General features: G+C 67.1%; 29 protein-coding genes and 3 tRNA genes. 20 read left to right on the top strand and 12 right to left on the bottom strand.

All coding sequences use genetic code 11. From position 1 onward, the window contains the following. Positions 1-14: 14 nt before the first annotated feature. Positions 15-1,193, bottom strand: a complete 1,179-nt coding sequence (locus FY251_RS08575; protein WP_148414348.1) for a hypothetical protein — start codon at positions 1,191-1,193, stop codon at positions 15-17. 168 nt (positions 1,194-1,361) lie between these two features. Continuing rightward, complete coding sequence (locus FY251_RS08580) at positions 1,362-2,675, bottom strand: ABC transporter substrate-binding protein (protein ID WP_148414349.1); 1,314 nt, start codon at positions 2,673-2,675, stop codon at positions 1,362-1,364. A gap of 186 nt (positions 2,676-2,861) precedes the next feature. Between FY251_RS08580 and udk the strand changes: the two genes are divergently transcribed. Further along, positions 2,862-3,557: a uridine kinase gene (gene udk, locus FY251_RS08585; RefSeq protein ID WP_089777477.1), complete on the top strand. Its 696-nt coding sequence runs from the start codon at positions 2,862-2,864 to the stop codon at positions 3,555-3,557. 36 nt (positions 3,558-3,593) lie between these two features. Here the strand turns inward: udk and FY251_RS08590 are convergent, their stop codons facing one another. Beyond that, positions 3,594-3,914: a DUF5785 family protein gene (locus tag FY251_RS08590; protein WP_089777476.1), complete on the bottom strand. Its 321-nt coding sequence runs from the start codon at positions 3,912-3,914 to the stop codon at positions 3,594-3,596. 147 nt (positions 3,915-4,061) lie between these two features. Here FY251_RS08590 and FY251_RS08595 point away from each other — a divergent pair, with 147 nt between their 5' ends. After that, a complete protein-coding gene (locus FY251_RS08595; RefSeq protein WP_148414350.1) occupies positions 4,062-4,793 on the top strand; it encodes a GNAT family N-acetyltransferase in 732 nt (243 codons plus the stop codon). Between the two features lie 348 nt (positions 4,794-5,141). Here FY251_RS08595 and FY251_RS08600 read toward each other — a convergent pair. From FY251_RS08600 to FY251_RS08620, 5 genes are all read right to left on the bottom strand, one after another. Next, positions 5,142-5,225 (bottom strand) — tRNA-Ser (locus tag FY251_RS08600). A 46-nt stretch (positions 5,226-5,271) separates the two neighbouring features. Next, complete coding sequence (locus tag FY251_RS08605) at positions 5,272-6,027, bottom strand: hypothetical protein (protein WP_148414351.1); 756 nt, start codon at positions 6,025-6,027, stop codon at positions 5,272-5,274. Positions 6,028-6,108: 81 nt separating this feature from the next. Beyond that, positions 6,109-6,744, bottom strand: a complete 636-nt coding sequence (locus FY251_RS08610; protein WP_148414352.1) for a uracil-DNA glycosylase family protein — start codon at positions 6,742-6,744, stop codon at positions 6,109-6,111. A 217-nt stretch (positions 6,745-6,961) separates the two neighbouring features. Next, on the bottom strand, positions 6,962-7,243 hold the full coding sequence (locus FY251_RS08615) for a hypothetical protein (protein WP_148414353.1): 282 nt from the start codon (positions 7,241-7,243) through the stop codon (positions 6,962-6,964). After that, a complete protein-coding gene (locus FY251_RS08620) occupies positions 7,240-8,280 on the bottom strand; it encodes an Mrp/NBP35 family ATP-binding protein (RefSeq protein WP_148414354.1) in 1,041 nt (346 codons plus the stop codon). The genes FY251_RS08615 and FY251_RS08620 overlap by 4 nt, the downstream gene beginning before the upstream one ends. A gap of 234 nt (positions 8,281-8,514) precedes the next feature. Between FY251_RS08620 and moaA the strand changes: the two genes are divergently transcribed. The 3 genes from moaA (at position 8,515) to FY251_RS08635 (ending at position 11,102) form a co-directional block, all read left to right on the top strand. Continuing rightward, positions 8,515-9,477, top strand: a complete 963-nt coding sequence (gene moaA / locus FY251_RS08625; RefSeq protein ID WP_148414355.1) for a GTP 3',8-cyclase MoaA — start codon at positions 8,515-8,517, stop codon at positions 9,475-9,477. 54 nt (positions 9,478-9,531) lie between these two features. Next, positions 9,532-10,443, top strand: coding sequence for a universal stress protein (locus FY251_RS08630; RefSeq protein ID WP_148414356.1), 912 nt, complete (start codon positions 9,532-9,534; stop codon positions 10,441-10,443). Positions 10,444-10,628: 185 nt separating this feature from the next. Then, the gene (locus FY251_RS08635; RefSeq protein WP_148414357.1) at positions 10,629-11,102 is read left to right on the top strand and encodes a zinc ribbon domain-containing protein; all 474 of its coding nucleotides are present in this window, start codon (positions 10,629-10,631) and stop codon (positions 11,100-11,102) included. A gap of 65 nt (positions 11,103-11,167) precedes the next feature. Here FY251_RS08635 and FY251_RS08640 read toward each other — a convergent pair whose 3' ends face one another. Continuing rightward, entirely contained in the window at positions 11,168-11,515 is a 348-nt protein-coding gene (locus FY251_RS08640; protein ID WP_148414358.1) for a co-chaperone YbbN, read from the bottom strand. Positions 11,516-11,721: 206 nt separating this feature from the next. On the opposite strand from FY251_RS08640, the gene FY251_RS08645 reads away from it, so the two are divergent. The 14 genes from FY251_RS08645 to FY251_RS08710 all read left to right on the top strand — a co-directional run bounded on the left by FY251_RS08645 (position 11,722) and on the right by FY251_RS08710 (position 19,168). Then, positions 11,722-11,806, top strand: a tRNA-Ser gene (locus FY251_RS08645). A 23-nt stretch (positions 11,807-11,829) separates the two neighbouring features. Further along, positions 11,830-12,333 (top strand): 30S ribosomal protein S13, encoded by a 504-nt coding sequence (locus FY251_RS08650; protein WP_148414359.1) that lies wholly within the window; start codon positions 11,830-11,832, stop codon positions 12,331-12,333. After that, positions 12,330-12,857 carry a 30S ribosomal protein S4 gene (locus tag FY251_RS08655; protein ID WP_004043028.1) on the top strand — a complete coding sequence of 176 codons (528 nt, stop codon included), beginning with the start codon at positions 12,330-12,332 and terminating at the stop codon, positions 12,855-12,857. Before FY251_RS08650 ends, FY251_RS08655 begins: the two co-directional genes overlap by 4 nt. After that, positions 12,854-13,246 (top strand): 30S ribosomal protein S11, encoded by a 393-nt coding sequence (locus FY251_RS08660; protein WP_004043027.1) that lies wholly within the window; start codon positions 12,854-12,856, stop codon positions 13,244-13,246. Before FY251_RS08655 ends, FY251_RS08660 begins: the two co-directional genes overlap by 4 nt. A gap of 6 nt (positions 13,247-13,252) precedes the next feature. Continuing rightward, a complete protein-coding gene (locus tag FY251_RS08665) occupies positions 13,253-14,032 on the top strand; it encodes a DNA-directed RNA polymerase subunit D (protein WP_089777465.1) in 780 nt (259 codons plus the stop codon). A 144-nt stretch (positions 14,033-14,176) separates the two neighbouring features. Continuing rightward, positions 14,177-14,261, top strand: a tRNA-Leu gene (locus tag FY251_RS08670). 26 nt (positions 14,262-14,287) lie between these two features. Beyond that, a complete protein-coding gene (locus FY251_RS08675; RefSeq protein WP_004043025.1) occupies positions 14,288-14,638 on the top strand; it encodes a 50S ribosomal protein L18e in 351 nt (116 codons plus the stop codon). Then, entirely contained in the window at positions 14,635-15,072 is a 438-nt protein-coding gene (locus FY251_RS08680) for a 50S ribosomal protein L13 (RefSeq protein WP_004974520.1), read from the top strand. The genes FY251_RS08675 and FY251_RS08680 overlap by 4 nt, the downstream gene beginning before the upstream one ends. Then, entirely contained in the window at positions 15,066-15,464 is a 399-nt protein-coding gene (locus FY251_RS08685) for a 30S ribosomal protein S9 (protein WP_004969360.1), read from the top strand. Before FY251_RS08680 ends, FY251_RS08685 begins: the two co-directional genes overlap by 7 nt. A gap of 12 nt (positions 15,465-15,476) precedes the next feature. Further along, positions 15,477-15,671, top strand: coding sequence for a DNA-directed RNA polymerase subunit N (locus FY251_RS08690; protein ID WP_004061330.1), 195 nt, complete (start codon positions 15,477-15,479; stop codon positions 15,669-15,671). After that, positions 15,668-15,844, top strand: coding sequence for a DNA-directed RNA polymerase subunit K (locus tag FY251_RS08695; protein WP_004043021.1), 177 nt, complete (start codon positions 15,668-15,670; stop codon positions 15,842-15,844). The genes FY251_RS08690 and FY251_RS08695 overlap by 4 nt, the downstream gene beginning before the upstream one ends. Before the next feature lie 4 nt (positions 15,845-15,848). Further along, positions 15,849-17,048, top strand: coding sequence for a phosphopyruvate hydratase (eno, locus tag FY251_RS08700; protein ID WP_148414360.1), 1,200 nt, complete (start codon positions 15,849-15,851; stop codon positions 17,046-17,048). Next, positions 17,045-17,830: a 30S ribosomal protein S2 gene (rpsB, locus tag FY251_RS08705; protein ID WP_089777462.1), complete on the top strand. Its 786-nt coding sequence runs from the start codon at positions 17,045-17,047 to the stop codon at positions 17,828-17,830. The genes eno and rpsB overlap by 4 nt, the downstream gene beginning before the upstream one ends. Before the next feature lie 177 nt (positions 17,831-18,007). Beyond that, the gene (locus tag FY251_RS08710; protein WP_148414361.1) at positions 18,008-19,168 is read left to right on the top strand and encodes a rhodanese-like domain-containing protein; all 1,161 of its coding nucleotides are present in this window, start codon (positions 18,008-18,010) and stop codon (positions 19,166-19,168) included. Positions 19,169-19,195: 27 nt separating this feature from the next. On the opposite strand, the gene FY251_RS08715 is transcribed toward FY251_RS08710, so the two are convergent. Continuing rightward, complete coding sequence (locus FY251_RS08715) at positions 19,196-20,014, bottom strand: VOC family protein (RefSeq protein WP_148414362.1); 819 nt, start codon at positions 20,012-20,014, stop codon at positions 19,196-19,198. A 110-nt stretch (positions 20,015-20,124) separates the two neighbouring features. Between FY251_RS08715 and FY251_RS08720 the strand changes: the two genes are divergently transcribed. Next, on the top strand, positions 20,125-21,087 hold the full coding sequence (locus tag FY251_RS08720; protein ID WP_148414363.1) for a zinc-dependent metalloprotease: 963 nt from the start codon (positions 20,125-20,127) through the stop codon (positions 21,085-21,087). 10 nt (positions 21,088-21,097) lie between these two features. On the opposite strand, the gene FY251_RS08725 is transcribed toward FY251_RS08720, so the two are convergent. Both FY251_RS08725 and FY251_RS08730 read right to left on the bottom strand, forming a co-directional pair. Beyond that, entirely contained in the window at positions 21,098-21,325 is a 228-nt protein-coding gene (locus tag FY251_RS08725; RefSeq protein WP_148414364.1) for a hypothetical protein, read from the bottom strand. A 118-nt stretch (positions 21,326-21,443) separates the two neighbouring features. Further along, positions 21,444-22,016: a hypothetical protein gene (locus tag FY251_RS08730; RefSeq protein ID WP_148414365.1), complete on the bottom strand. Its 573-nt coding sequence runs from the start codon at positions 22,014-22,016 to the stop codon at positions 21,444-21,446. Positions 22,017-22,060 lie beyond the last annotated feature (44 nt).

Genomic DNA, 22,060 nt, shown 5'->3' on the forward strand with positions numbered 1-22,060 from the left:
TTATGTTTCGGCGGTCACTCGCAGACGTACTGGGACGACTCGACCGACGGGCCGCCGCCATCACCGCCGCTCGAACCGCCTTCGAGCGTCACCGTCACGTTCGTGCTCCAGCAGTAACACGCCGCGTAGTCGACCGTCTCCGAGCCCGCGGGCGTCTCGATACTGAGTTCGTACTCGTCGCCGATGGGAACGTCGAACGCGAGATTCGACTCACCGGGCGAGACAGTCCGGCTCGTCTCCGAGACGACCGTGCCACCAGCGCCGGTCCCGCCGGCATCGTCACCGGCGGCGTCCGCGTCGTCGGGTCGAACGAGCGTCAGCGTCAGGTCGCGTTCCGCCTCGCCCTCGTTTTCGACGTGGACTGAGGCCGTCTTGGGCCATCCAGAGCCGACCCGGAGCGAGCCGTCGTCCGCGACGAGTACCGCGAGCGTCGGCCACGCCCACTTCTCGGGGATGTGCCACTCGTGGGTCGCGGTGCGCCCGTCTTCGGCCTCCACGAACACCTCGTAGGTGCCGTGGGACTCGACGAGCGACGGCGTCGAAATCTCCCTGTCGGTCGCCGCGTCGAACGCGTGCTCGAAAAAGCGGGTCCCGTCGTGTTCGATGGCGACCGTAAGCCGGGCGTCGGCGTCGCTCCGGTTCCGAACCTCCGCGCTCGGCGGCGCGAAGATGTCCGCCGCGCCCGGTACCGAGTACGGCAGGTCGGCGTCGTCGAGTGCCGGCGTCACGCGCTGTCGCGGTTCGAGGTCGGCATCGGGCGTGACGACGAGTTCGAGGCGGCGCGCCTCGTTCGTGACCGTCCACTCGTAGTCGAGCGTCGTCCCCGTTTCGAGTTCCGCGACGACGCGGTAGCTGCCGTCGCCGACGAGGTCGTTCGCGACGTTCCGCCCGTAGCCGGGTCCGGCCCCGACGTCGAGCGAACTGTCGACGCGCGTCCCGCCGCCGTCGGTCACTCGAACCGACAGCGCGTGCGGTTCGTCGTCCTCGTTGACGACCGAGAGGCCGACGTCGGGGTCGGCCTCCGGGTCCGACGTGTCCGTCTCGGTCGGCGAACCGATCGGAGAGCCGGTCGCGGTCGCGGTGGTCTGTGGGTTCGCGGGGGTCTCGGTCGCTTCGTCGGCGTCGGAGAGACAGCCGCCGGCGAGTCCGAGAGCCGACCCGGCGACGGTCGAGAGGAGGGCGCGTCGCTTCATCGACTCGAATCTGTCAACGGGGGTATGTATGTCTTGTGTCCCCCGGGGGCGTGTGGCGAGAGCGGAACAGAATCACGAACAGAGACGCGAACCGGAACGCGGGCGCGACGACCGGGCGCGGCCGCTCGCGTCGGCGGCGACGAAAGAAAATTCGGGGTCGTCGTCGGGTTAGTTCTCCGGGCCGGACAGCGCCGTCTCGATGACCGAGGAGTACGAGGACTCGCCGATGTTGAACGCGACTTGGTTGTACACCTCGCCGTCGAACGAGTCGCTGAACACGTTCGCGAAGCGTTCGGAGAGCTGCTGGCCGTAGTCGTTGTTGACGTACAGCGTCGAGACCGAACTGGCTTCGAGGCGCTCGGCCATGACCTGCGCCATGACGCGGCCCTGCAGGAAGTCCGAGGGCGCGGTCCGGAAGATGAAGTCGTTGTCGTCGAGGTTCGAGACGGACAGCGCCGTCGAAGACGGCGAACAGCCGACGATTTCGTTCGGGATGAACGCCTGCTGTGAGACGGGGACGTTCACGCCGGACGACGCGGACCCACAGACCGAGGGAACGCCCGCGGAGACGAGCGACTGCGCGGCGGAGACACCGGCGTCCGGGGACGTCTGGGTGTCTTCGATCTGCGCGTTGACCGAGAGGCCGGCCGGGTTGGCGTCGTTGACCTGCATGACCGGAATCTGTCCGGCCTGAATCATCGGCGCACCGACGGCCGCGAGGTCGCCGGTCTCGGGCAGGAGGATACCGATCGACATCTCGCGGTCGGAACCGCCGGGGGCGCTGTCGGCCGCCGGTCCGGAGCCGTCCGGGTTCTCGCCCTCGAAGCTCTGGACGTCCTCTTGGCTCGTCGCGTTGTTGTCGGCGTCGAACGTCCAGATGGCGTACGCGGCCTCCGCCGGGTCGCCGTTCTCGTCGAAGTTGACCGACGACGACGCGCCCTGGTAGTCGATGTCTTCGCCGTTCGCGGCGGCCTCGATACCCTCGACGAGGTTGTCTGGGCCGACGGTCATCCCGCCGGGGTTCGCCATCCGGCGCATCTGATCTTTGATGGCCGGCCCGGAGTTCTCCCCGGCGGCGGCGTTCGCGAGCAACTGAATCGCGACCGAGTCGTACGTCTGCGACGTGAAGACGCCCGGTGCCGCATCGTACTCGTCTTCGAACAGCTGATTGAACGTGTCTTGATTCGGGCCGCCCGCCGCGGGCGCCGTCCCGGTCACGTTCGCCATGTCGTTACCGACTTGCCCGGGCATCGACCCGGAGCGCATCCCGTCGGGCACGAGAATCTCCTCGCTCCCGTCGGACGCGCTGTAGTAGTCGCGGAACAGTTGAATACCGCTTTCGGGGTAGCCGATGACGACGAGCCCCTCGGGGCCGCCGCCACCGCCGCCGCCACCGATGCATCCGGATAAGCCAGTCAAGCCTGCCGCGCCCGCGGCTCCCACTCCCTTGAGGAAGTCGCGGCGTACGATATCACGTACCATGTGAAAGGCAATAGCAACTACTACTTATAAGCCTTACTCCCTGCGTTTGAAAAGCCATGATAATTGCGACCGACGGCGGTGCGAGAATCGGTTGCGTGAAACTTCCTCACATCCTCCTTTAAGTACCAAGGCGGTGAAGCCGGCGAACCGCTGCGTTCAAACCCGTTCGCGGGCGTCTTTGGGACAATGACTATCCCGTCGTTCGTCATCGGTATCGCGGGGGGGAGCGGTGCCGGAAAGACCACCGTGGCCCGACTCATCACGGAGAACGTCGGCGAGTCCGTGACGCGGATTCCGATTGACAACTACTACAAAGACCGGAGCCACCTCGAAATGGCGGAACGCGAGCAGTTGAACTACGACCACCCCTCCGCGTTCGAGTGGGACCTGCTGTACGAACAGCTCTCGGAGTTACTGGAGGGAAGAGCGGTCGAGATGCCCCAGTACGACTTCGAGATACACAACCGGAAGCCCGAGCGGGAGACCGTCGAGCCGACCGACGTCATCATCCTCGAAGGGATTCTCGCGCTCTACGACGAGGACGTAAACGAGATGCTCGACCTCCGGCTCTACGTCGAGACCGACGCCGACGTTCGCATCCTCCGGCGCATCCAGCGCGACGCCATCGACCGCGGGCGCGACCTGCAGGGCGTCATCGACCAGTACCTCTCGACGGTCAAGCCGATGCACGAGCAGTTCATCGAGCCGACGAAGAAGCACGCCGACCTCATCATCCCCGAGGGAGCCAACAGCGTCGCGGTCACGCTACTCGAAGAGAAGGTCCAAGCCGAAGTGGAGGGCGACGAGACGCGCACGTGGGAGCGCGACGCTATCGAACGAGAGGTCAAAGAGCGGACCTCGTTCCGCGGGTCCGGCAACTAACTCGCCGTCGCGGGTCGAAAGTCCGGGCCGCGAAGATTACGCCTTCTTGCCGGTGACGAACTGCTCTGCGCCCTCGTAGAACCAAAAGCCGTTCTCGCGCATCGCCTTGCCGACGGCCTTGTGGAGCTCGACGAAGTCGCCGAACTCCTCGCCTTCGACGTGCTCGAAGATGTCCGAAAGCGAGACGACGCGCTCGTAGTCGAGTCGGATGGGGTGGTCGCCGAACTCCTCGACGAACGCCGCTTTGTTCAGCGGGAAGTCCTCGTCCTCGTCGATCTTCTTCGCGATGACCGCCTGGCCGTACTTGCGTCCGCCTTCGCTCCCCTCTTCGCCGTCCGGGTCGTGTGGCCAATCCATACCCGAGTGTTGGCAGGCCGATTCAAAGCCGTTACGCATCTGTTGATATCTGTCATGCGGGACGCCGCGGCCGAGCCGCCGCCGGCTATGCTGTTTGCTATCCATGAACAAGAAATATACGCGTGGCACACTATCGTTCTTGGAGTCATGCGAGCGACCGAGCGCCCGACGTTCGAATCCGAGGCCAGCAAGCTGATTTACGAGTACGTCGAGCGGCACGGCACCGCCAAGCGAAACGTCCTCCTCGACGTCGCTCCCGTGCCCTCCGACGAGTTCCGGAGCGAACTCGACCGGCTGAAGTCCCGCGGCTATCTCGAAGAGGACGGCGGCACGCTCCAGTTGGCGCTCGACGTGGGCGCTATCGAGGAACACGAGACCGACGCCGGCGTCGTCACCATCCGGCCGGGCCGCCAGCGCGACTTCGAGGGCCTCATCGACGCGATTCGCGACGTGACCTCCGAGGAGACGTACGTCGTCGCCGAGACCATCGCCGAACAGCTCCTCTACGACGAGGCGGTCACGCGCCACAACCGCGTCGAGTCCCGCGTGTTCTTCGTCGCCACCATCGGCGAGGAGGTGGTCGGCTGGACGCACCTCGACCTCCCGCAGGTGTCGCGCATCCGCGAGACCGCCCAACAGACCGTCGGCGTCAAGGAGGACTTCCGAGGGTCGGGCATCGGGAGCCTCCTGCTTCGTCGCGGCCTCGACTGGGCCGAGGCCAACGGCTTCCGGAAGGTGTACAACAGCGTTCCGATGACGAACGACCGCGCGCTGGAGTTCCTCGGCGACCACGACTGGGAGACCGAGGCGATTCGCAGAGACCACTACACCATCGGCGACGAACACGTCGACGAGGTGATGATGGCGTATCAGTTCTGAGTTGGTCGGGGGCTGTTAGTCGCTTTTTGTGGGGTCGTTGGTGTCGCGTAGTAAGTGCGGTGGGACTGGGATTTGAACAACGCCGAGACGGTCCCTCGCTCCGCTCGGGCTGCGACTCGTCTCGTTCAAATCCCAGTCCGTCTCCGCGTCACGCGTTCACCGGAGACGCGCAGCTAAACCTGCGCGTCTCGGTTCTCTGAGAATGCGGTGGGACTGGGATTTGAACCCCACTCGCTTCGCTCACGTCGTTCGCTCCGCTCCCTGCTTCAAATCCAAGTTGACCGAATCGACGCTCACGCCGGCGAGCACACGCTACGCGGTGCTCGCCGAGTTGTTCGCGTCAGAATGCGGTGGGACTGGGATTTGAACCCAGGATTCCGTGAGGAAACCTGCTTTCAAGGCAGGCGCGTTAGGCCACTCCGCCATCCCACCTTCACACGGGAATTTTGAGTCGGATACCTAAGTGTTGTCGCTTCGCTCAGTCGCGGACGAGTTCCAACACGCCGTCGGCCGATTCGACCCGAAGCCCCGTCTCGAAGACGAACGTCGTCGTGTGCTCGGGAACGAGCCGCTCGGACTCGACCCGCGAGCGGAGCATCGGGACGACCGTCGCGAGGTCCGCGCCCGTTTCGAGGACGGGCAACATCGGGACGTAGTCGAGGCCGTGGCCCGCGTCGTCGGCGCGCTCGGCGAGCGTCTCGACTTCCGGCTCGGCGTAGGCGTCGGTGAAGTCGATGGGGTCGAGGAAGCCCGAGAAGTGGACCCGACCTTCCGTCGAGGGACCGAGGACGACCGGCGTGCTCCGGAGTTTCATCGCCGCGCTGTCGATGTGGGTGCGGCCGAGAAGCGGCGCGACCGGGCGGACGATAGCGACCGAGTGGACCTCCTCCTCGTTGAGGAGGTGCGAGACGGTGTTGCCCGCGCGGGCGGAGAACGTCGAGCCGACCTGCGGTTCGAACCGCGCGTCGTCGGTGCCGCCGAGGGCGTCGGCGACGACGCTCCGAACCTCGGCCTCCGAGTCGTGGTCCCCGGCGAACTCGTCGGGGATGTCGTCCTCGGCGCGGTAGTTGACGAGGAGGTCGCCGCCCGACCGCTCGACGGCGATACAGACGTCTTTGAGCATCGCGGCGTAGAGCTCCGCGGCTTCGGACTCGGTGAGTGGACTCGTCTCCGCGAGTTCCGAAAGCACCAGTCCCGGCCGCGGCGGTTCGGCGAGTACGGCGATGACCGTCATACCCTCCCCTCGCGCCGGGGAACCCTTGAACCCGCCGCTTGCGGGGCGCAGTCGCGGACGCCTCGAACCCGGCGGGCCGCCTCAGCGACTCTGCCGCCCCTTCGTCTGCCGGTAGTCCCGGCCGAACACGGACTCGCGGACGTGTTCGACGAAGGCGTCGGCGTCGGCGTCGGTCAGGCGCTCCGGCTCCTTCATCGGAACGAGTTCGAAGCCGCGGCCGCGGATGGTCGTCGCGTGCTCCGCGTCGACGTCGAAGCTGTCGGCCGCGCGCGTGGTGTAATCGAACGCGAGCGCCTCCAGCGCGGCCTGTCCGACGGGGACGATGATGTGCGGGTTTATCATCCGAATCTCCGCGTTCAGGTAGGGCTCGCAGGTCGCCACCTCGTCGTCCGTCGGCCCGCGGTCGGGGTGGCGACAGCGCGTGAGGTACGTGAAAAAGACGTTCTGCACGTCCGGCTCGTCGGCGTCCGGGTCGGACCGGACGAACCCGAGGTCGCCGAGGACGCGCTGGACGCGCCGGCCGGCCTCGTCGCCGGTGAAGGGAACGCCCGTCCGCTCCGCGGCCGCGGTCGGAGCCTCGCCGACGAACAGGAACTCCGCGCCCACGTCGCCGTAGCCGTGAACGACCCGCTCGCGCGTCTCGCAGAGCGCCGAGCAGTTCGTGCAGTCGGTGTCCATCGAGAAGGGGTTCCGGAACTGACGTTGGTGTGCGTCCACACTCCCGAATTCGGCTCCGGAACCAAAACCCGCCCGGTCGGCGCAGGTTCTCAGTTCGTCCGACCACCAGTCCGTGGTGAAAGTGAACACGGGGCGACCGGGCGGATGAGTCGCCGGCGGCGACGCTGGCGGTCGAATCACGGACTCGAAGAAAGCGGAAGTGAACGTCCGATGGCGGACGCCCGTCGGGGGCTTGGGAGACGTGGTTTCGAACGCTTCAGCGGTCGATGCCGCCTTGGGCCTTGATGTCCATGATGTGACGGACGTTCAGGTATATCTCCTCGGGCGAGGTGTCGCCGTCGGGGTCGTAGAGGTCGCTGACGCGGTAGAGGATGGCCGACACCTGTCGGCTCTCGGAGGACTCGCCGTAGATGTCGTCGGCGATTTCGCGGAGGAACGCGACGCGCTCGGGGTCCGCGGGGAAGTCGGCGTCCGAGTCCGGGGCCATCTCCCAGTCGACGTCGTCGGCGTCGGCGTCCGGTCGGCCGTCGTCGCTCATCGCTCGCTGACGGTCCGCCGCTGGACGACACCGACCATGTCGGCGATGTTCTCGGTCATCACGCGGAACGCGTCGGCCGTCTCGTCGTCGTCTTCGAGGACGATGGGCTTGCCGCCGTCGCCGCCCTCGCGGACGGCCGGGTCGAGCGGGAGCGCCCCGAGGAACGGCAGGTCGTTCGACGCGGCGAACTCGCGGCCGCCGCCCGCGCCGAAGATGTCGTGGCGGTTCCCGCAGTCGGGACACCGGAACGTGCTCATGTTCTCGACGATGCCGAGGACGTTCGTGTCGTGCTTGCCGAACATCCGAAGGCCCTTGTTGGCGTCGTCGAGGGCGACGTTCTGCGGGGTCGTGACGATGACCGCGCCCGTGAGCGGGAGCGTCTGGAGGATGGACAGTTGGGTGTCGCCCGTGCCCGGCGGCAGGTCGAGCACGAGGTAGTCGAGGCTGCCCCACTCCACGTCCTCGACGAGTTGCGTGAGAAGCTGGTGGACCATCGGACCGCGCCAGATGACCGGGTCGTCGTCGCCGACGAGGAAGGCCATCGACATGAGCTTCATCCCGTACTTCTCTGGCGGGACGATGGTCTGGTCTTGGGTCGCCTGCGGCGCTTCCTCGGCGGCGACCATCCGCGGGACGTTCGGTCCGTAGATGTCGGCGTCGAACAGGCCGACGCGCGCGCCGAGCTTCGAGAGGCCCGCTGCGAGGTTCACGGCGACCGTCGACTTCCCGACGCCGCCCTTCCCGGAGGCGACGGCGACGATGTTCTTCACGCCGGGGAGCACCTCCTCGTCGGGGTCGCGGTCGGTCGGGACTTTGGCGGTGAGGTCGGCCTCCAGTCCGTCCTCGGCGAGCACCTCGCGGATTCGACGGCCGATGTCCGTCTCCGCCGGGGAGTACGGGGCACCGAGCGCGAGCGAGATGCGGGCGGTGTCGCCGTCCACCTCGACGGCGTTCACCAGTCCGAGCGAGACGATATCGTCTCCGAGGTCGGGGTCCTCGACCGACCGCAAGCGGTCGCGTACGTCGGCTTCGTCCATGTCCGTCACTCCGGCGGTGCGGCCGATAAGGGTTTTGTAAGGTCTCGTCGCGCGGTGACGGTCGCCGTTACCGACCCGGCCAGCGTGCGGCCCGCGTCGGCCTCCGACTGCCGTCGGTGCGTCGCCGACCGAATCGACACCGACTTCGAGACGTCGCGGCCGTAACGAAATACGGTTACCACGCCCCGGCTATCGACAGCGAATTTATCAACGTACACTCCCAGGATTCGGTATATGGTGCTGGTGGACGACTTCGGCCGCGAGGTAACTGGCGTTCGAATCTCTCTGACCGACCGGTGTAACTTCGACTGCGTCTACTGCCACAACGAGGGACTGGGCGACACCCGCGGGCCGATGGACGCCTCCGACGAGGAGATGAGCGCCGACGACGTGGTCCGCTTTCTCGAAGTCGTCGAGGAGTACGGCGTCGAGAAGGTGAAGTTCACCGGCGGCGAGCCGATGCTCCGCGCGGACCTCGAAGAGATTATCCGGCGGACGCCGGACTCGATGGAGACCTCGTTGACCACCAACGGGACGTTCCTCGGCGACCGCGCCGAGGACCTCGTCGCGGCCGGCCTCGACCGCGTGAACGTCTCGCAGGACGCCCTCGACCCCGAGGCGTTCGCGCAAATCACCAAGTCCGGCGCGTACGACAAGGTGATGGAGGGCGTCAAGGCCGCGGTCGACGCCGGTCTCACGCCCGTGAAGCTCAACATGGTCGTGTTCACGAAGACCGCCGGCCACGTCGAGGAGATGGTCGAGTACGTCGCCGAAAACGAGGGGCTACAGCTCCAACTCATCCAGTACATGCCCGAGCTGACGGGTCGCCCGGAGTGGAACATCGACATCGAGCGCGTCCACCGGTGGCTGGCCGACCTCGCCGACGAGGTGGAGGTCCGCGACATGCACCACCGCCGCCGCTACTACGTCGGCAAGGGCATGGTCGAAATCGTCGACCCCGTCGAGAACCCCGAGTTCTGCGCCAACTGCCACCGCGTGCGCGTGACGCACGAGGGATACCTGAAGGGCTGTCTCAACCGCAACGACGACCTGCGCTCGATGGGCGAGATGACGCGCGAGGACATCCGCGAGACGTTCGAGGCGGTCGTCGCCAACCGCGTGCCGTACTACGGCGAGTACCTCGTCCGCGACGGCGACGACGGTTGGACCATCAACGAAGAGTACATCGGGGCCTGAGCGTCGGTCGACCCGACGCGCGAGCTTTTCTCCTCCGGCGACCTCTCGGTGCGCATGACTGTCACCGCCGAGCGGGTGGTCCTCGCGACGGACGGAAGCGCCCCCGCGGCGACCGCCGCGGCCCACGCGCTGTTTCTCGCCGGCGTCCTCGACGCGCCGCTCCACGTCGTCTCCGCGACCGGTGTGCCACCGGCACCCGCGACCGAGGCGACCGGAACCGAGACCGCCGCGCCGTCCGCCAGCGCCGCCGTCGAAGCGGAAGAGGCGGTGGGCGCGGTCACCCGTCGGGCGCTCCTCGCCGGCGTTCGTCTGACCTCGGCAGTCGTCGGCGGTCCGGCCGCGACCGCGGTCGACCGCGCCGTCGGCGACGGCGACCTGCTCGTCCTCGGCCGCCACGGCCGGTCCGGCCCCGGTCGGTTCCTCGTCGGGTCGGTCGCCGAGCGCGTCCTCGACGCACCGACGGCTCCGACGCTCGTGGTTCCGGCGGCGTCACCCCAGCCGACGTACCGACGGATTGCGCTCTTCGCCGCCGACGACGTGCCCTCGGCGGAGCCGGCCGCAACGCTCGCTCGCCGCATCGCCGCGGCGACTCGCGGGACGCTCGAACCGCTCGCGGTCGTCGACGAGCGCGCCGTCGAGACGGCGTCGCCCGACACGCGCCGGACGCTCGAAACCGAGGCGAGAGGCCGCGTGAACGCCGTCGCCGCCGCGGCCGCGAGAGACGCCGTCGAGTCCGGCGGGACCGTCCGAACTGGCGTTCCCGCGGCCGAACTGCTGGCGCACGTCGAACGGACGGGAGCCGATGCGGTCGTCATCGGCGTCAACGGGGGCGATGAGGCTCAGGGCGGCGGAGACCCCACCGCGAGAACCGTTGCCGGGCGAATCGTCCGCCACGTCGGGGTTCCGGCGCTCGTCGTTCCGAGCGCGGGCGACGGCGATACCATCGACTCGCCCGGGCGACGATAACTCGCTGAGACTGTTTCGGAAGCGCCGCGCCGGTTCGCGTGGCTCACTTTATGTGTCCGCTCCACGTCGGTTCACGTGTCCATGTGCGTTCGGTCGCTCGGCGTCAGAGGCGGACGCGCGACCGCGTTCGCTCGCCGCGTCTCACGAACGGAACTCTCATGAGCGAGAACCAACCCAATCCACGTATGTCCGCACTCACGAAACACCGCCCCTGGCTCGCCGCGATACTCGGCCTCATACTCACGGGGCTCGGACATCTGTATCTGCGACGCTGGCGGCGGGCCGCGCTCTGGGTGCTTCTCACGTTCGCGGTGTCCGCGGTGTTCGTTCCGCCGGAGGCGTTCGACCCGCTGACCGGCGGTGCGACCATCCCGCCGTCGGAGTTCGCCGCGGTGCTCAGGGAACTGGCGCCCATCCTCGCGGTGAGCTTCGCGAGCGTCCTCGACGCCTTCTTCCTCGGCCTGCGGCAGGCCGCCGAAGCGCAGGCGCAGGCCGACCGCTCCGCCGCCGAAGACGCCGACACCGACGCCTCGACGGCGACCGTCGCCGACCCCGAAGCAGACGCCGTCACGTGCCCCGAGTGCGGCCGCGAGGTCGACGCCGACATCGACTTCTGTCACTGGTGTACGACCCGCCTCGACGAACCGACCGACCGCTGAGACTGCCACCGCGGGGTCGAAAGAGTGCCCCCGCGGAGGCCGCGCCGAACCGACGCGACCCGACCTTACCGCTCTTTCTCGACGAAGTCGACGACCGCCTGCGCCCCTTGGAAGCCGTCGGCGAGGCGGTCGACGAGGTCGCCGTCCTCGAACAGGAGGAGCGTCGGAACGCTCCGAATCGTGTACCGCTCCGCGACCGACATATCCGTCTGCGGGTTCAGCATCGCGACGACCACGTCGGTGGCTTTCGAGACGTTGCCGAGGACGGGTTCGATGCTCTGGCACAGCGTACAGCCCTTGGTGTAGATGTCGAGGAGGACGCGGTCGTGTTCGGCCACGAGGGCGTCGAGCTCCTCGACGGTGTCGATTCGCACGGGCTTCGTCGGCGCGGTCGCGGGCTCTGTCGAACTCATTGGGGAGAATACGTAACCGCAGTTATTATGATTTTGGTGAGATTGTGTAACACGCCACAGTTCGGCGGCGAGCGGCGGTGACTCGGGCTGTCACGCGAGGTCCCTTTCGTGATGTTTAAGTAATGCCCCCGTCTCGTAACGGATGCAATCGATGTAGGGGAATGTCGTCCCCGAGTCCGGAAGGGCGAAACTAACACGACCGAAGTGTTGCGGTAGCCAAGCCTGGCCCAAGGCGCTGGGTTGCTAACTCAGTGGCGTCAAGCCCCCGGGGTTCGAATCCCCGCCGCAACGCTCACAACACGACTTCCAAAGTCATGAGTGCAGAAGAACCACAGGACGGCTCTCCGGAGGAGGAAGAGGACCTCCGTTACTTCATCCGAATTGGTCAGACCGACCTTGACGGAACGAAGACGGTAGAGCGCAGTCTGACGGACATGAAGGGTATCGGCAAGCGCACAGCGCGCATCATCGCCGACGCCGCGGAAGTGAACCGAACGGCGCTGTTCGGTAAGCTCCCCGAAGACGAGATCGACTCCGTTGTCGATGTCGTCGAGAACTTCGAGGACCACGCCCCCGAGTGGATGGCAAACCGACGGAAGGACTTCTTCTCCGGTGACACCGACCACATCACGGGTTCGGACCTCGAAGAGAAGCGGCGGCATGATATCAACCGCATGAAGATGATCAGCTCCTACAAGGGCGTTCGACACCAGCGCGGCCAGAAGGTTCGCGGCCAGCGGACGAAGTCCACTGGACGTACCGAAGGCACCATCGGTGTCAACGTCGAGGAGATCAAGGAGGCGCAGGCTGAAGAATGACGACGGGTAACAACACCAAGTTCTACGAGACCCCGAACCACCCGTTCCAGGGCGAGCGCATCGCGCAGGAATCGGACCTCCTCTCTCGGTACGGTCTCAAGAACAAGGAAGAACTCTGGCGCGCGCAGTCCGAACTGCGCAACCTCCGCCGCGAGGCGCGACGCCTCCTCGGCGAGGCCCAGGGTGACGTCGAAGAAGCCGAGTCGCTCGGTGCCGAGTTCATGGCGCGCATGCGCCGCTACGGCATCCTCTCTGCGGAGGACGATATCTCCCAGACGCTGCGTCTCGACGTGACCGACATCCTCGAACGTCGGTTCCAGACGGTCGCCTACCGCAAGGGGCTCGCACAGACGCCCCAGCAGGCCCGTCAGTTCATCGTCCACGGTCACGTGACCGTCGACGGTGCGCGGACGACCGTCCCCTCCCGCAAGGTCGAGGTCGACGAAGAGGACACCGTGGCGTTCGACGAGACGTCGAAGCTCGCGGACGAACTGCACCCTGAGCGCGCGGAGGCCCAAGAATGAGCGAATCCGAAACCGGTGACAAGTGGGGCATCGCCCACGTTCACGCATCGTTCAACAACACGCTCATCACGGTGACCGACATCACGGGCGCCGAGACGATCGTCAAGTCGTCCGGCGGTTCCGTCGTCAAGCAGAACCGTGACGAGGCATCTCCGTACGCGGCCATGCAGATGGCAGAGAGCGTCGCCGACCAGATCAAGGCGGCGGGCATCGCCGGTCTGCACGTCCGCGTTCGCGGTCCCGGTGGCAACGGTAACAAGAGCCCCGGACCCGGCGCACAGGCAACGATTCGCGCCCTCGCTCGCGCCGGTCTCGAAATCGGTCGCATCGAGGACGTGACGCCGATTCCGCACGACGGAACTCGCGCGCCGAAAAACAGCCGACTCTAACACACCATGGTAAACGACTTCCAGGTCGAGTTCATCGAACGCGAAGACCGACGCGCCCGTTTCGTCGCGCGCGGTCTGACCCCGGCGCTAGCCAACGGCATTCGCCGGGCGATGGTCGCCGACGTGCCGACGTTCTCCATCGACACCGTTCGGTTCGTGGAGAACACCTCGGTCATGTTCGACGAGATGATCGGGCTTCGTCTCGGTCTGGTTCCGTTGACCACGCCCCTCGACGACTTCGAGCCCGGTGACACCGTCACCGTCGCGCTCGAAGTCGACGGGCCGGCAACCGCCTACTCCGGGGACATCGAATCCGCGGACGACATGGTCGTCCCGGCGGACGAGAACATCCCCATTATCGAGCTGAAGGAGGGCCAGCGCCTCGAATTTGAGGCCGACGCCGTCCTCGGTTACGGAAAGGACCACGCCAAGAACCAAGGCGGGGTCGCCGTCGGCTACCGACACCTCCAGCGCGTGGAGGTCGTCGGCGACGCCGGCGAGTTCGATGAACAGGAGCCGAACATCCTCCGCGGCGTCATCGAAGAGGCCGCGGCGGAGCACGCCGAGGGGGACGCCGCGGACGGCGACCTCGTCGCGACGGAGACGTTCGGCAACGACCTGACGGAGCGGTACCCCGGTAAAGAGGTCGAAGTACACGACGTGCCCGGAGCGTTCGTCTTCAGCGTGGAGACGGACGGTTCGTTCGACGTCGACGAGCTCGTGACGCGCGCCGTCGCCTCCTTGGGCGACCGCGCGGCCGAACTCGAAGAGAAGGTCGCACTGTAAGAATGAACGCTGCCCCGTCTCAACACCGACGTTCGCCCGCCCCGCGAGGCGTCACGGCCACCGATAGCGTGGCGTGTGACTCCCTCACGGCGGCGGGTCGGACCGAAGGTGTTTTTACGGGGCATGAAGTACAGCGGAATGCTTGCAGGGATAGCCAAGTCTGGCCAACGGCGCAGCGTTCAGGGCGCTGTCTCATAGGAGTCCGCAGGTTCAAATCCTGCTCCCTGCACTCCGCTTTCTCTCTGGAGGTAGACAATGAGTAAGACGAACCCGAGACTCAACAGTCTCATCGCCGAGCTGAAGGCGGTCTCGCGTGAGTCCGGTGCCAACGTCTGGCAGGATGTCGCGGACCGTCTCGAAAAGCCACGGCGCACCCACGCGGAAGTCAACCTTGGTCGTATCGAACGATACGCTCAGGAAGACGAGACCGTCGTCGTGCCCGGCAAGGTGCTGGGTAGCGGTGTGCTGCAGAAGAACGTCACAGTCGCGGCCGTGGACTTCTCGTCCACCGCTCGAAAGAAGATCGAGCAGGTCGGCGACACCGTGACGCTAGAACAACTCGCTGAACAGAACCCCGACGGGTCCAACGTACGGGTGATCCGATGAGCCTCGCAGAATTCGACGCAGACGTCGTCGTCGACGCTCGAAACTGCATCGTCGGCCGCGTCGCCTCGGAGGTCGCACAGCGCGCCCTCGCGGGCGAGACGGTCGCCGTCGTCAACGCGGAAGACGCCGTCATCACGGGCTCGGAACAGGACGTGATGGCCAAGTACAGAAAGCGCGTCGAAGTCGGTTCGGACCAGGGTCCGTACTACCCGAAGCGTCCCGACCGCATCTTCAAGCGTGCCATTCGCGGCATGCTTCCGTACAAGAAGCCCCGCGGCCGCGAGGCGCTCTCGAACGTCCGCGTCTACGTCGGCAATCCGTACGACGAAGACGGCGAGATGCTCGAAGACACCTCGCTGGACCGCCTTTCGAACATCAAGTTCATCTCGCTCGGAGAGGTCTCCGAGAAGCTGGGTGCTAACGTCACATGGTAACGAACACGTCCGGTAAGAAGAAGACCGCAATCGCCCGCGCCACCGTGCGCGAGGGCGAGGGTCGAGTCCGAATCAACTCCCAGCCGGTCGAGCTGGTCGAGCCGGAGATGGCCCGCCTCAAGATGCTGGAGCCGTTCCGCATCGCAGGCGAGGACCTCCGCTCGCAGGTCGATATCGACGTGCGCGTCAACGGCGGCGGCGTGGCCGGTCAGGCCGACGCAGTCCGCACCGCGCTCGCTCGTGGGCTGGTGCAGCACCTGAACGACGCGGAGCTTCGCGACGCGTACATGGAGTTCGACCGCTCGCTTCTGGTCAACGACGTTCGCCAATCCGAACCCAAGAAGTGGGGCGGACCGGGCGCGCGCGCTCGTTACCAGAAGTCCTACCGCTGAGGTGATCTAACCATGATGATTCCCGTCCGGTGTTTCACCTGCGGCACAGTGATCGGCGAACACTGGGACGAGTTCAAAGCCCGTGCTCGCGAGGGAGACGAGGACCCCGCTGACGTCCTCGACGACCTCGGGGTCACGCGTGCCTGCTGCCGGCGGATGATGGTGTCGCACAAGGACCTCGTGGACGTCGTATCCCCCTACCAATGATGCAACGGTACAACCGATACGAGAAGGCACGCATCCTCGGCGCGCGAGCGCTGCAGGTCTCCTACGGGGCACCGGTTCTCGTCGATTCGGAACAGACAGAACCGATATTAATCGCTGCCGAGGAGTACGACGCAGGTGTACTTCCGTTCACCGTCAAACGAGAGGGTAAGTGACAACATGACTCGAATCACATCCGTAGCTCTGCGCCGCGTGCTCGACTCCCGTGGGAACCCGACGGTCGAAGCCGACGTGCTCACCGAATCCGGTGGGTTCGGTCGCGCTGCGGCCCCCAGCGGGGCGTCCACCGGCGAGTACGAGGCAATCGAACTGCCGCCGACCGAAGCCATCGCCGCCGCGCGGCGACACGCGGTTCCCCGACTCGTGGACGAGGTCCACGCGGGTAACCAGCGCGAGGTCGACGCGACGCTCCGCGCCGCCGACGGTTCCGAGAACTTCTCGGAGATCGGCGCGAACAGCGCGGTGGCCATCTCGATGGCGGCCGCCAAGGCCGGTGCCGACGTGCTCGGTGCGCCCCTGTACCAGCACCTCGGCGGCGCGTTCCGCGGCGACAACTTCCCGACGCCGCTCGGGAACGTCATCGGTGGCGGTGAACACGCCAAGGAAGCGACGAACATCCAGGAGTTCCTCGCCGCGCCGGTCGGCGCGCCGAGCGTCTCCGAAGCCGTCTTCGCCAACGCGAAGGTCCACGCCCGCGCGTCCGAGATTCTCGACGAGCGCGACGTGCCCGCCGCGAAGGGCGACGAGGGCGCGTGGGCGCCGCCGGTTTCCGACGCCGAGGCGTTCGAAATCATGGGCGAAGCGGTCTCCGACGTCGAGGACGAACTCGGCTTCGAGATCGGCTTCGGTCTCGACATCGCGGCCTCGGAGATGTTCGAAGACGGCGTCTACCACTACGGTGACGAGACGAAGACGACCGACGAGCAGATCGACTACGTCGCCGAGATGGTCGACGAGTACGACCTCGTCTACGTCGAAGACCCCCTCGACGAGAACGACTACGAGGGCTTCGCGGAACTCACGGAGCGCGTGGGCGACCGCACGCTCATCTGCGGTGACGACCTGTTCGTCACCAACGTCGACCGTCTGCAGGACGGCATCGACGTGGGCGCCGCGAACTCCATCCTCATCAAGCCGAACCAGATCGGGACGCTGACCGACGCGTTCGACGCCGTCGAACTGGCCTCCCGAAACGGGATGGACGCCGTCATCTCTCACCGCTCCGGTGAGACGGAAGACGCGACCATCGCACACCTCGCCGTCGCAACCGACGCGCCGTTCATCAAGACTGGCACGGTGCAGGGCGAGCGAACCGCCAAACTGAACGAACTCATCCGCATCGCGGACGACGCAGTATGAGCGACAACGAAAACGACGCGGTGGAGGTCGCCGACGAGGAACCCGAGACGGAGACCGAAGCGGTCGCCGAGACGGAACCCGCCGAGGCCGCCACCGAAGACGAGACAGCAGAGACCGCCGAGGCGGCCGACGACGCCGCCGAGGCCGAAGAAGAAGCAGAGCCGGAACCGGCCTTCGACGAGGACGTCATGCCCGACGAAGACGCCGACCTGCTCATCCCGGTCGAGGACTACCTGGCCGCCGGTGTCCACATCGGTACCCAGCAGAAGACCAAGGACATGGTCCGGTTCATCCACCGTGTCCGCGACGACGGGCTCTACGTGCTCGACGTCAGCCAGACGGACTCGCGAATCCGCACCGCCGCGGACTTCCTCGCGAACTACAGTCCGGAGCAGATTCTGGTCACGTCCTCCCGCCAGTACGGTCGCTTCCCGGCCGAGAAGTTCGCCGACGCCGTCGGCGCTCGCGCCCGCACGGGCCGCTTCATCCCGGGGACCCTGACGAACCCGGACTACGCCGGCTACATCGAACCCGACGTGGTCGTCGTCACCGACCCCATCGGTGACGCGCAGGCCGTCAAGGAGGCCATCACGGTCGGCATCCCGGTCATCGCGATGTGCGACTCCAACAACCAGACGTCGAACGTCGACCTCGTCGTCCCGACGAACAACAAGGGTCGGCGCGCGCTGTCGGTCGTCTACTGGCTGCTGGCCAACGAGACGCTCGACCGCCGCGGCTCCGACACCGTCTACGCCCTCGAAGACTTCGAGGCCGAACTGTAGTTCGGGACGACCTTTCGATTCGACTTTTCCGACGCCCGTCCGGTGAGCGGCGGCGCTCTCTTTCGGGTCAGCCGCGGTTGCGAAACGCCGACCGCGCGTCGATTCGCCGCCGCGCGAGAGCCGTGTCAGCCGCGCCCGCCACAAACGGTTTTGTGCGCCGTTCCCATAGCTAATCACATGAGCAAACTCCTCCACCAGCTCACTGTGGGCGAACTCGCCGACCGACTGGACGCGGGCGACTCGTTCACCGTGATCGACACGCGGCCGCCGGAGAGCTTCGAGTCGTGGCACATCGAGGGCGCGGTCAACGTCCCCTTCCACCCCGTCGACGGGCTCGGCGGCGACTGGGACTGGGACCGCGTCGGCGACCTCGCGGCGGACGGGCCGGTCGTCGCCATCTGCGGGAAAGGACTGTCCTCGACGTCGTTCGGGTTCGAACTCGCGGCGCGTGGCTACGACGACGTGGAGGTCGTCAAAGGCGGCATGGAAGACTGGAGCAAGCTGTACGAGGTGGTCGAACTCGACACCGGCGACGACGACCTGTTCGTCGCGCAGGTCCAGCGCCGTGCGAAGGGCTGTCTCGGCTACGTCGTGGGATCGCGGTCAGCCGGCGAGGCGGTCGTCGTGGACGCCACCCGACAGATTCACGAGTTCGAACTCGTCGCCGCCGACGCCGGGATGACGGTCGCTGGTGTGCTCGACACGCACGTCCACGCCGACCACGTCTCGGGCGGTCGGGCGCTCGCCGACCGACTCGGCGTGCCGTACTACCTCGGTTCGGAGGCGGCCGACCGCGACGTCGAGTACGAGTTCACCGGGCTCGCCGACGGCGAGACGCTGGCCGTCGGCGACCACGATATCGAGGCGATTCACGCGCCGGGACACACTTCGGACATGACGAACTACCTCGTCGACGGGCGGTTCCTCTGCACCGGCGACACGCTGTTCGTCGAGTCGGTCGGCCGCACGGAACTCCAGTTCGGTGACGCCGACGCGGCGACGGGCGCGGAACTCCTCTACGAGACGCTCCACGACACGCTGTTGTCGCTTCCCGACGAGACGCGCGTCCTCCCCGGCCACGTCTCCGTCGGGGCGGACGGGCGCTACGGGGTCGCCGCGCCGGGCGAACTCGTGAGCGCGACGCTCGGCGACCTGCGTGCGGAACTCGACCTCCTGTCGATGGACGAGGCGGCGTTCGTCTCTCGCGTCTCCGAGGACACGCCGGAAAAGCCGGCGAACTACGAGCGCGTCATCGACATCAACACCGGCCGCGCCGCGGTCGGCGGCGAGGAGGAGGCGACCGAACTCGAACTCGGCCCGAACAACTGCGCCGCCTGAGCCCGTCGTCCGGATTCAATCGGCGGTTCAGGGGAGTTCCACCGCACCCAACCGACCGTCGAACAGGTCGTGGTCGAACCACGCCATGCGGCGGTCGCTGTAGCGGATCTCGGGGCCGAGCGACAGCGAGTTCCGCGCCCGGTCGAGGTCGGTGACGCCGACGAGGAACGCGCACGGACCCTCGCCGACCTCGTCGATGCGCTCCCCGAGGCTACCGTCGCCGGGTTCGCACAGGGCGAGCGGCGTGCCGGGGAGCGTGGCGAACCCGGAGAACGGGCCGTTGATATCGACCGGCGAGGGGTAGCGGTGTCGCCGGGCGAACAGCGCCGCGGTCGCCGCTCGGTCTGCGGTTGCGACGACGACGGTGCGGAGTCCGCGGACGGCGGGGTTGCGCGCGGCGGTCGGAACGCGGTAGCTCCGCGGGGTGCGGTCGCGGATGAAGAAGGGGAGTCGCTGGTCTGCGCCCTCAAAGCACATATCCCACTCGATGAGGCGGCCGTCCGGTCGGGTGCGGGAGGCCTCGTGGGGGCCGTCGACTGGAAGGCCGGCGTCGATAGCGGTCTTGGCGCTGGCGGCGGCGTCGTCGGTTTCCAGACACCACGCCGCGGGACCGGCGTCGGCCGCGAGGTGGTCGGGCCAGAAGCCGGCGTCTTCGGCGTCGGTTCCGAGCGTCGGCGCGATGAGTTCGAGGTACGACCCGTCGGGGAACGGAACGACGGCCATGTGGGTCGTTCCGGTCCCGTGTTCGCCGCCGTAGGTCGGCGTGAGACCGACCTCGTTCGCGGCCGCACGGAGTTCGTACAGCTCGGTCCCACCGAACGCGACGTGGTCGATGGTTCGGTCCATACGCCCCTCACGTCTGACTCGACATAGTGTCTAGGGTCGTCGTGTCTGCGAATCGGCGGGTTCGAACACCCCGACCGAAGCGTTTTGCGTCCGGCCCGCCACGATACGGTATGAACCTCTTTCGGAGCGTCAGAGCGGTCGCGGACGCTTCGGCGACCGGCTCCGGCACCATCGACTGGGACGCCGTCACCGAGGCCGCGAAGTCAGCGACCGACCCGGGGTCGCTCGACCTCACGGACGCCGAGCGCGCGGGCTACGCGGCCGACGTTCGCGACGCGCGCGACCGACTGTCGGCCGTCGCCGAGGTCGAGTTCGACGTGCCCGAGGTCGTCGAAGTCCAGAACCGACACCACTGGATAGACGCGAACGTGGCGACGTTCCGCCGGGTGATGGCCCCGTTCGAAGAACACGGTCCCGCGGTCCTCCCCGGCGTCACGCGCGCGGTCAACACCGGGTCGTTCGCCTTCGTCCTCTCGTTTCTCGGCAACAACGTCCTCGGGCAGTACGACCCGCTCCTCCTCGCCGAGGGCGACGACGACCACGGCCTGTACTTCGTCCACCCGAACATCCGCCGGGTCGCCGACAGCCTCGACGTGGACTACCCGCGGTTCCGCCGCTGGATCGCCTTCCACGAGGTGGCGCACGCCGCGGAGTTCGGCGCGGCCCCGTGGCTCTCGACGCACCTCGAATCGCGGATGCAACGCGGCGTCGACGCCCTCGTCGACGGCGACATCGACCGCGACGCGTTCCGCGAACTCGACACGGCGATGACCGCCGTCGAGGGCTACGCGGAACTGCTGATGGACCGGGCGTTCGACGACGACTACGAGGACCTCCGCCGGAAACTCGACGAGCGTCGGCAGGGCGGCGGCCCGGTCGCCAAGCTCGCGCGGCGACTCCTCGGCCTCGGGCTCAAGCGCCGGCAGTACGAACGCGGCGCTCGCTTCTTCGAGCACGTCGCCGACGAGCGTGGCGTCGCCGCCGCGTCGCGGGTGTGGGACCATCCGGAGAACTTACCGACCGACGCGGAACTGGACGCCCCCGAGCGATGGCTCGCGCGGGTGTCGCCCTGAGAAAGCGCCCCTACCGGCGGTTCACGGCGGTGAACTCGCGGGCCCACCGGCTCATGTACCACGTGAGGAGGCCGCCGATGACCAGTCCACAGAGGAGCGCGAGCGCGCCCTGAACGAGCGTCGCGCCCGCCTGCGCGGCGACGAGCGCGGCCGACGCGCCGACCAGCAGAGTGAAGCCGATTTTGAGCCGGTTGTTGGCCAGTCGCGTCTCGTCGTCGCTCATGCTCGACCCGACCATCGTCCCTCCGAACAACGTCCCTCCGAAGTCCCGCCGCGGGGCGGTCGTCGCGGCCGCCCGCGGAGCCTATCGTCCATGCGTGGCTAATGGGAGTGAGAGGGTTTGAAACCGATGACTCCTACTGGAACCCGCGGTCGACGTCGTCGGACTCGATGAGGTCGTCGAGGTCCGACGAGAGCAGCTCGTCGGCGTCCGTGAACTCCTCGGAGAGGTCGTCGAGGCGGTCTGGCCGGGCGTCGAACTCGTAGTCCATCGGGCCGAACGCCGGGCTTTCGAGCGCCTCCATCACGTCGGTGAAGAAGTCGTCGGCGGTGGTCGGCGCGTCGGCGTGGACCTTCACGGTCTCTTCGAGTCGCCGCGCCATCGACTCGGCCTGCGACTCGTCTTCGGGCGGTCGCTGGACGGCGAACCGGCCGGCGTCGCCCTCGCCGTCGTCGCGCCGGCGCGGGAACAGCGGGTCGAGGTCGTCGTCGACGCGGCGGGCGACGCGAGCGCCGACGCCGCGGACTTCGTAGGGGTTCTTCGCGTACGTCTTCAGTTGGTAGACGCCGGCGTCGGGGTGGGCGAGAAAGAGGTCTTCGCCGAGGCTCCGGCGGCGACTCCCCGCGACGGCCCGCCACCCGTCGGGGTCGCGGTTTCGGTCGTCGTCGACGACCTCCGAGAGGATGTCCTGCCAATCTCTGACGCGCATGGGAGTGCGTACCGCGCGAGAGAGAAAGAGCGTGACGGTCGGGG

The sequence above is a fragment of the Haloferax sp. KTX1 genome, from assembly GCF_902410085.1.
GTDB lineage: Archaea > Halobacteriota > Halobacteria > Halobacteriales > Haloferacaceae > Haloferax > Haloferax massiliensis.

Bases quoted from the DNA above. Each gene is read 5' to 3' on its own strand.
- eno (WP_148414360.1), top strand. From the start codon at position 15,849: ATGACTCGAATCACATCCGTAGCTCTGCGCCGCGTGCTCGACTCCCGT.
- FY251_RS08605 (WP_148414351.1), bottom strand. From the start codon at position 6,027: ATGACGGTCATCGCCGTACTCGCCGAACCGCCGCGGCCGGGACTGGTG.
- FY251_RS08715 (WP_148414362.1), bottom strand. From the start codon at position 20,014: ATGGACCGAACCATCGACCACGTCGCGTTCGGTGGGACCGAGCTGTAC.
- FY251_RS08580 (WP_148414349.1), bottom strand. From the start codon at position 2,675: ATGGTACGTGATATCGTACGCCGCGACTTCCTCAAGGGAGTGGGAGCC.
- FY251_RS08635 (WP_148414357.1), top strand. From the start codon at position 10,629: ATGTCCGCACTCACGAAACACCGCCCCTGGCTCGCCGCGATACTCGGC.
- FY251_RS08615 (WP_148414353.1), bottom strand. From the start codon at position 7,243: ATGAGCGACGACGGCCGACCGGACGCCGACGCCGACGACGTCGACTGG.
- moaA (WP_148414355.1), top strand. From the start codon at position 8,515: ATGGTGCTGGTGGACGACTTCGGCCGCGAGGTAACTGGCGTTCGAATC.
- FY251_RS08710 (WP_148414361.1), top strand. From the start codon at position 18,008: ATGAGCAAACTCCTCCACCAGCTCACTGTGGGCGAACTCGCCGACCGA.
- FY251_RS08720 (WP_148414363.1), top strand. From the start codon at position 20,125: ATGAACCTCTTTCGGAGCGTCAGAGCGGTCGCGGACGCTTCGGCGACC.
- FY251_RS08620 (WP_148414354.1), bottom strand. From the start codon at position 8,280: ATGGACGAAGCCGACGTACGCGACCGCTTGCGGTCGGTCGAGGACCCC.
- FY251_RS08595 (WP_148414350.1), top strand. From the start codon at position 4,062: ATGCGAGCGACCGAGCGCCCGACGTTCGAATCCGAGGCCAGCAAGCTG.
- FY251_RS08725 (WP_148414364.1), bottom strand. From the start codon at position 21,325: ATGGTCGGGTCGAGCATGAGCGACGACGAGACGCGACTGGCCAACAAC.
- FY251_RS08680 (WP_004974520.1), top strand. From the start codon at position 14,635: ATGAGCCTCGCAGAATTCGACGCAGACGTCGTCGTCGACGCTCGAAAC.
- FY251_RS08685 (WP_004969360.1), top strand. From the start codon at position 15,066: ATGGTAACGAACACGTCCGGTAAGAAGAAGACCGCAATCGCCCGCGCC.
- FY251_RS08640 (WP_148414358.1), bottom strand. From the start codon at position 11,515: ATGAGTTCGACAGAGCCCGCGACCGCGCCGACGAAGCCCGTGCGAATC.
- FY251_RS08660 (WP_004043027.1), top strand. From the start codon at position 12,854: ATGAGCGAATCCGAAACCGGTGACAAGTGGGGCATCGCCCACGTTCAC.
- FY251_RS08575 (WP_148414348.1), bottom strand. From the start codon at position 1,193: ATGAAGCGACGCGCCCTCCTCTCGACCGTCGCCGGGTCGGCTCTCGGA.
- FY251_RS08695 (WP_004043021.1), top strand. From the start codon at position 15,668: ATGATGCAACGGTACAACCGATACGAGAAGGCACGCATCCTCGGCGCG.
- FY251_RS08690 (WP_004061330.1), top strand. From the start codon at position 15,477: ATGATGATTCCCGTCCGGTGTTTCACCTGCGGCACAGTGATCGGCGAA.
- rpsB (WP_089777462.1), top strand. From the start codon at position 17,045: ATGAGCGACAACGAAAACGACGCGGTGGAGGTCGCCGACGAGGAACCC.
- FY251_RS08665 (WP_089777465.1), top strand. From the start codon at position 13,253: ATGGTAAACGACTTCCAGGTCGAGTTCATCGAACGCGAAGACCGACGC.
- FY251_RS08730 (WP_148414365.1), bottom strand. From the start codon at position 22,016: ATGCGCGTCAGAGATTGGCAGGACATCCTCTCGGAGGTCGTCGACGAC.
- udk (WP_089777477.1), top strand. From the start codon at position 2,862: ATGACTATCCCGTCGTTCGTCATCGGTATCGCGGGGGGGAGCGGTGCC.
- FY251_RS08650 (WP_148414359.1), top strand. From the start codon at position 11,830: ATGAGTGCAGAAGAACCACAGGACGGCTCTCCGGAGGAGGAAGAGGAC.
- FY251_RS08655 (WP_004043028.1), top strand. From the start codon at position 12,330: ATGACGACGGGTAACAACACCAAGTTCTACGAGACCCCGAACCACCCG.
- FY251_RS08630 (WP_148414356.1), top strand. From the start codon at position 9,532: ATGACTGTCACCGCCGAGCGGGTGGTCCTCGCGACGGACGGAAGCGCC.
- FY251_RS08590 (WP_089777476.1), bottom strand. From the start codon at position 3,914: ATGGATTGGCCACACGACCCGGACGGCGAAGAGGGGAGCGAAGGCGGA.
- FY251_RS08675 (WP_004043025.1), top strand. From the start codon at position 14,288: ATGAGTAAGACGAACCCGAGACTCAACAGTCTCATCGCCGAGCTGAAG.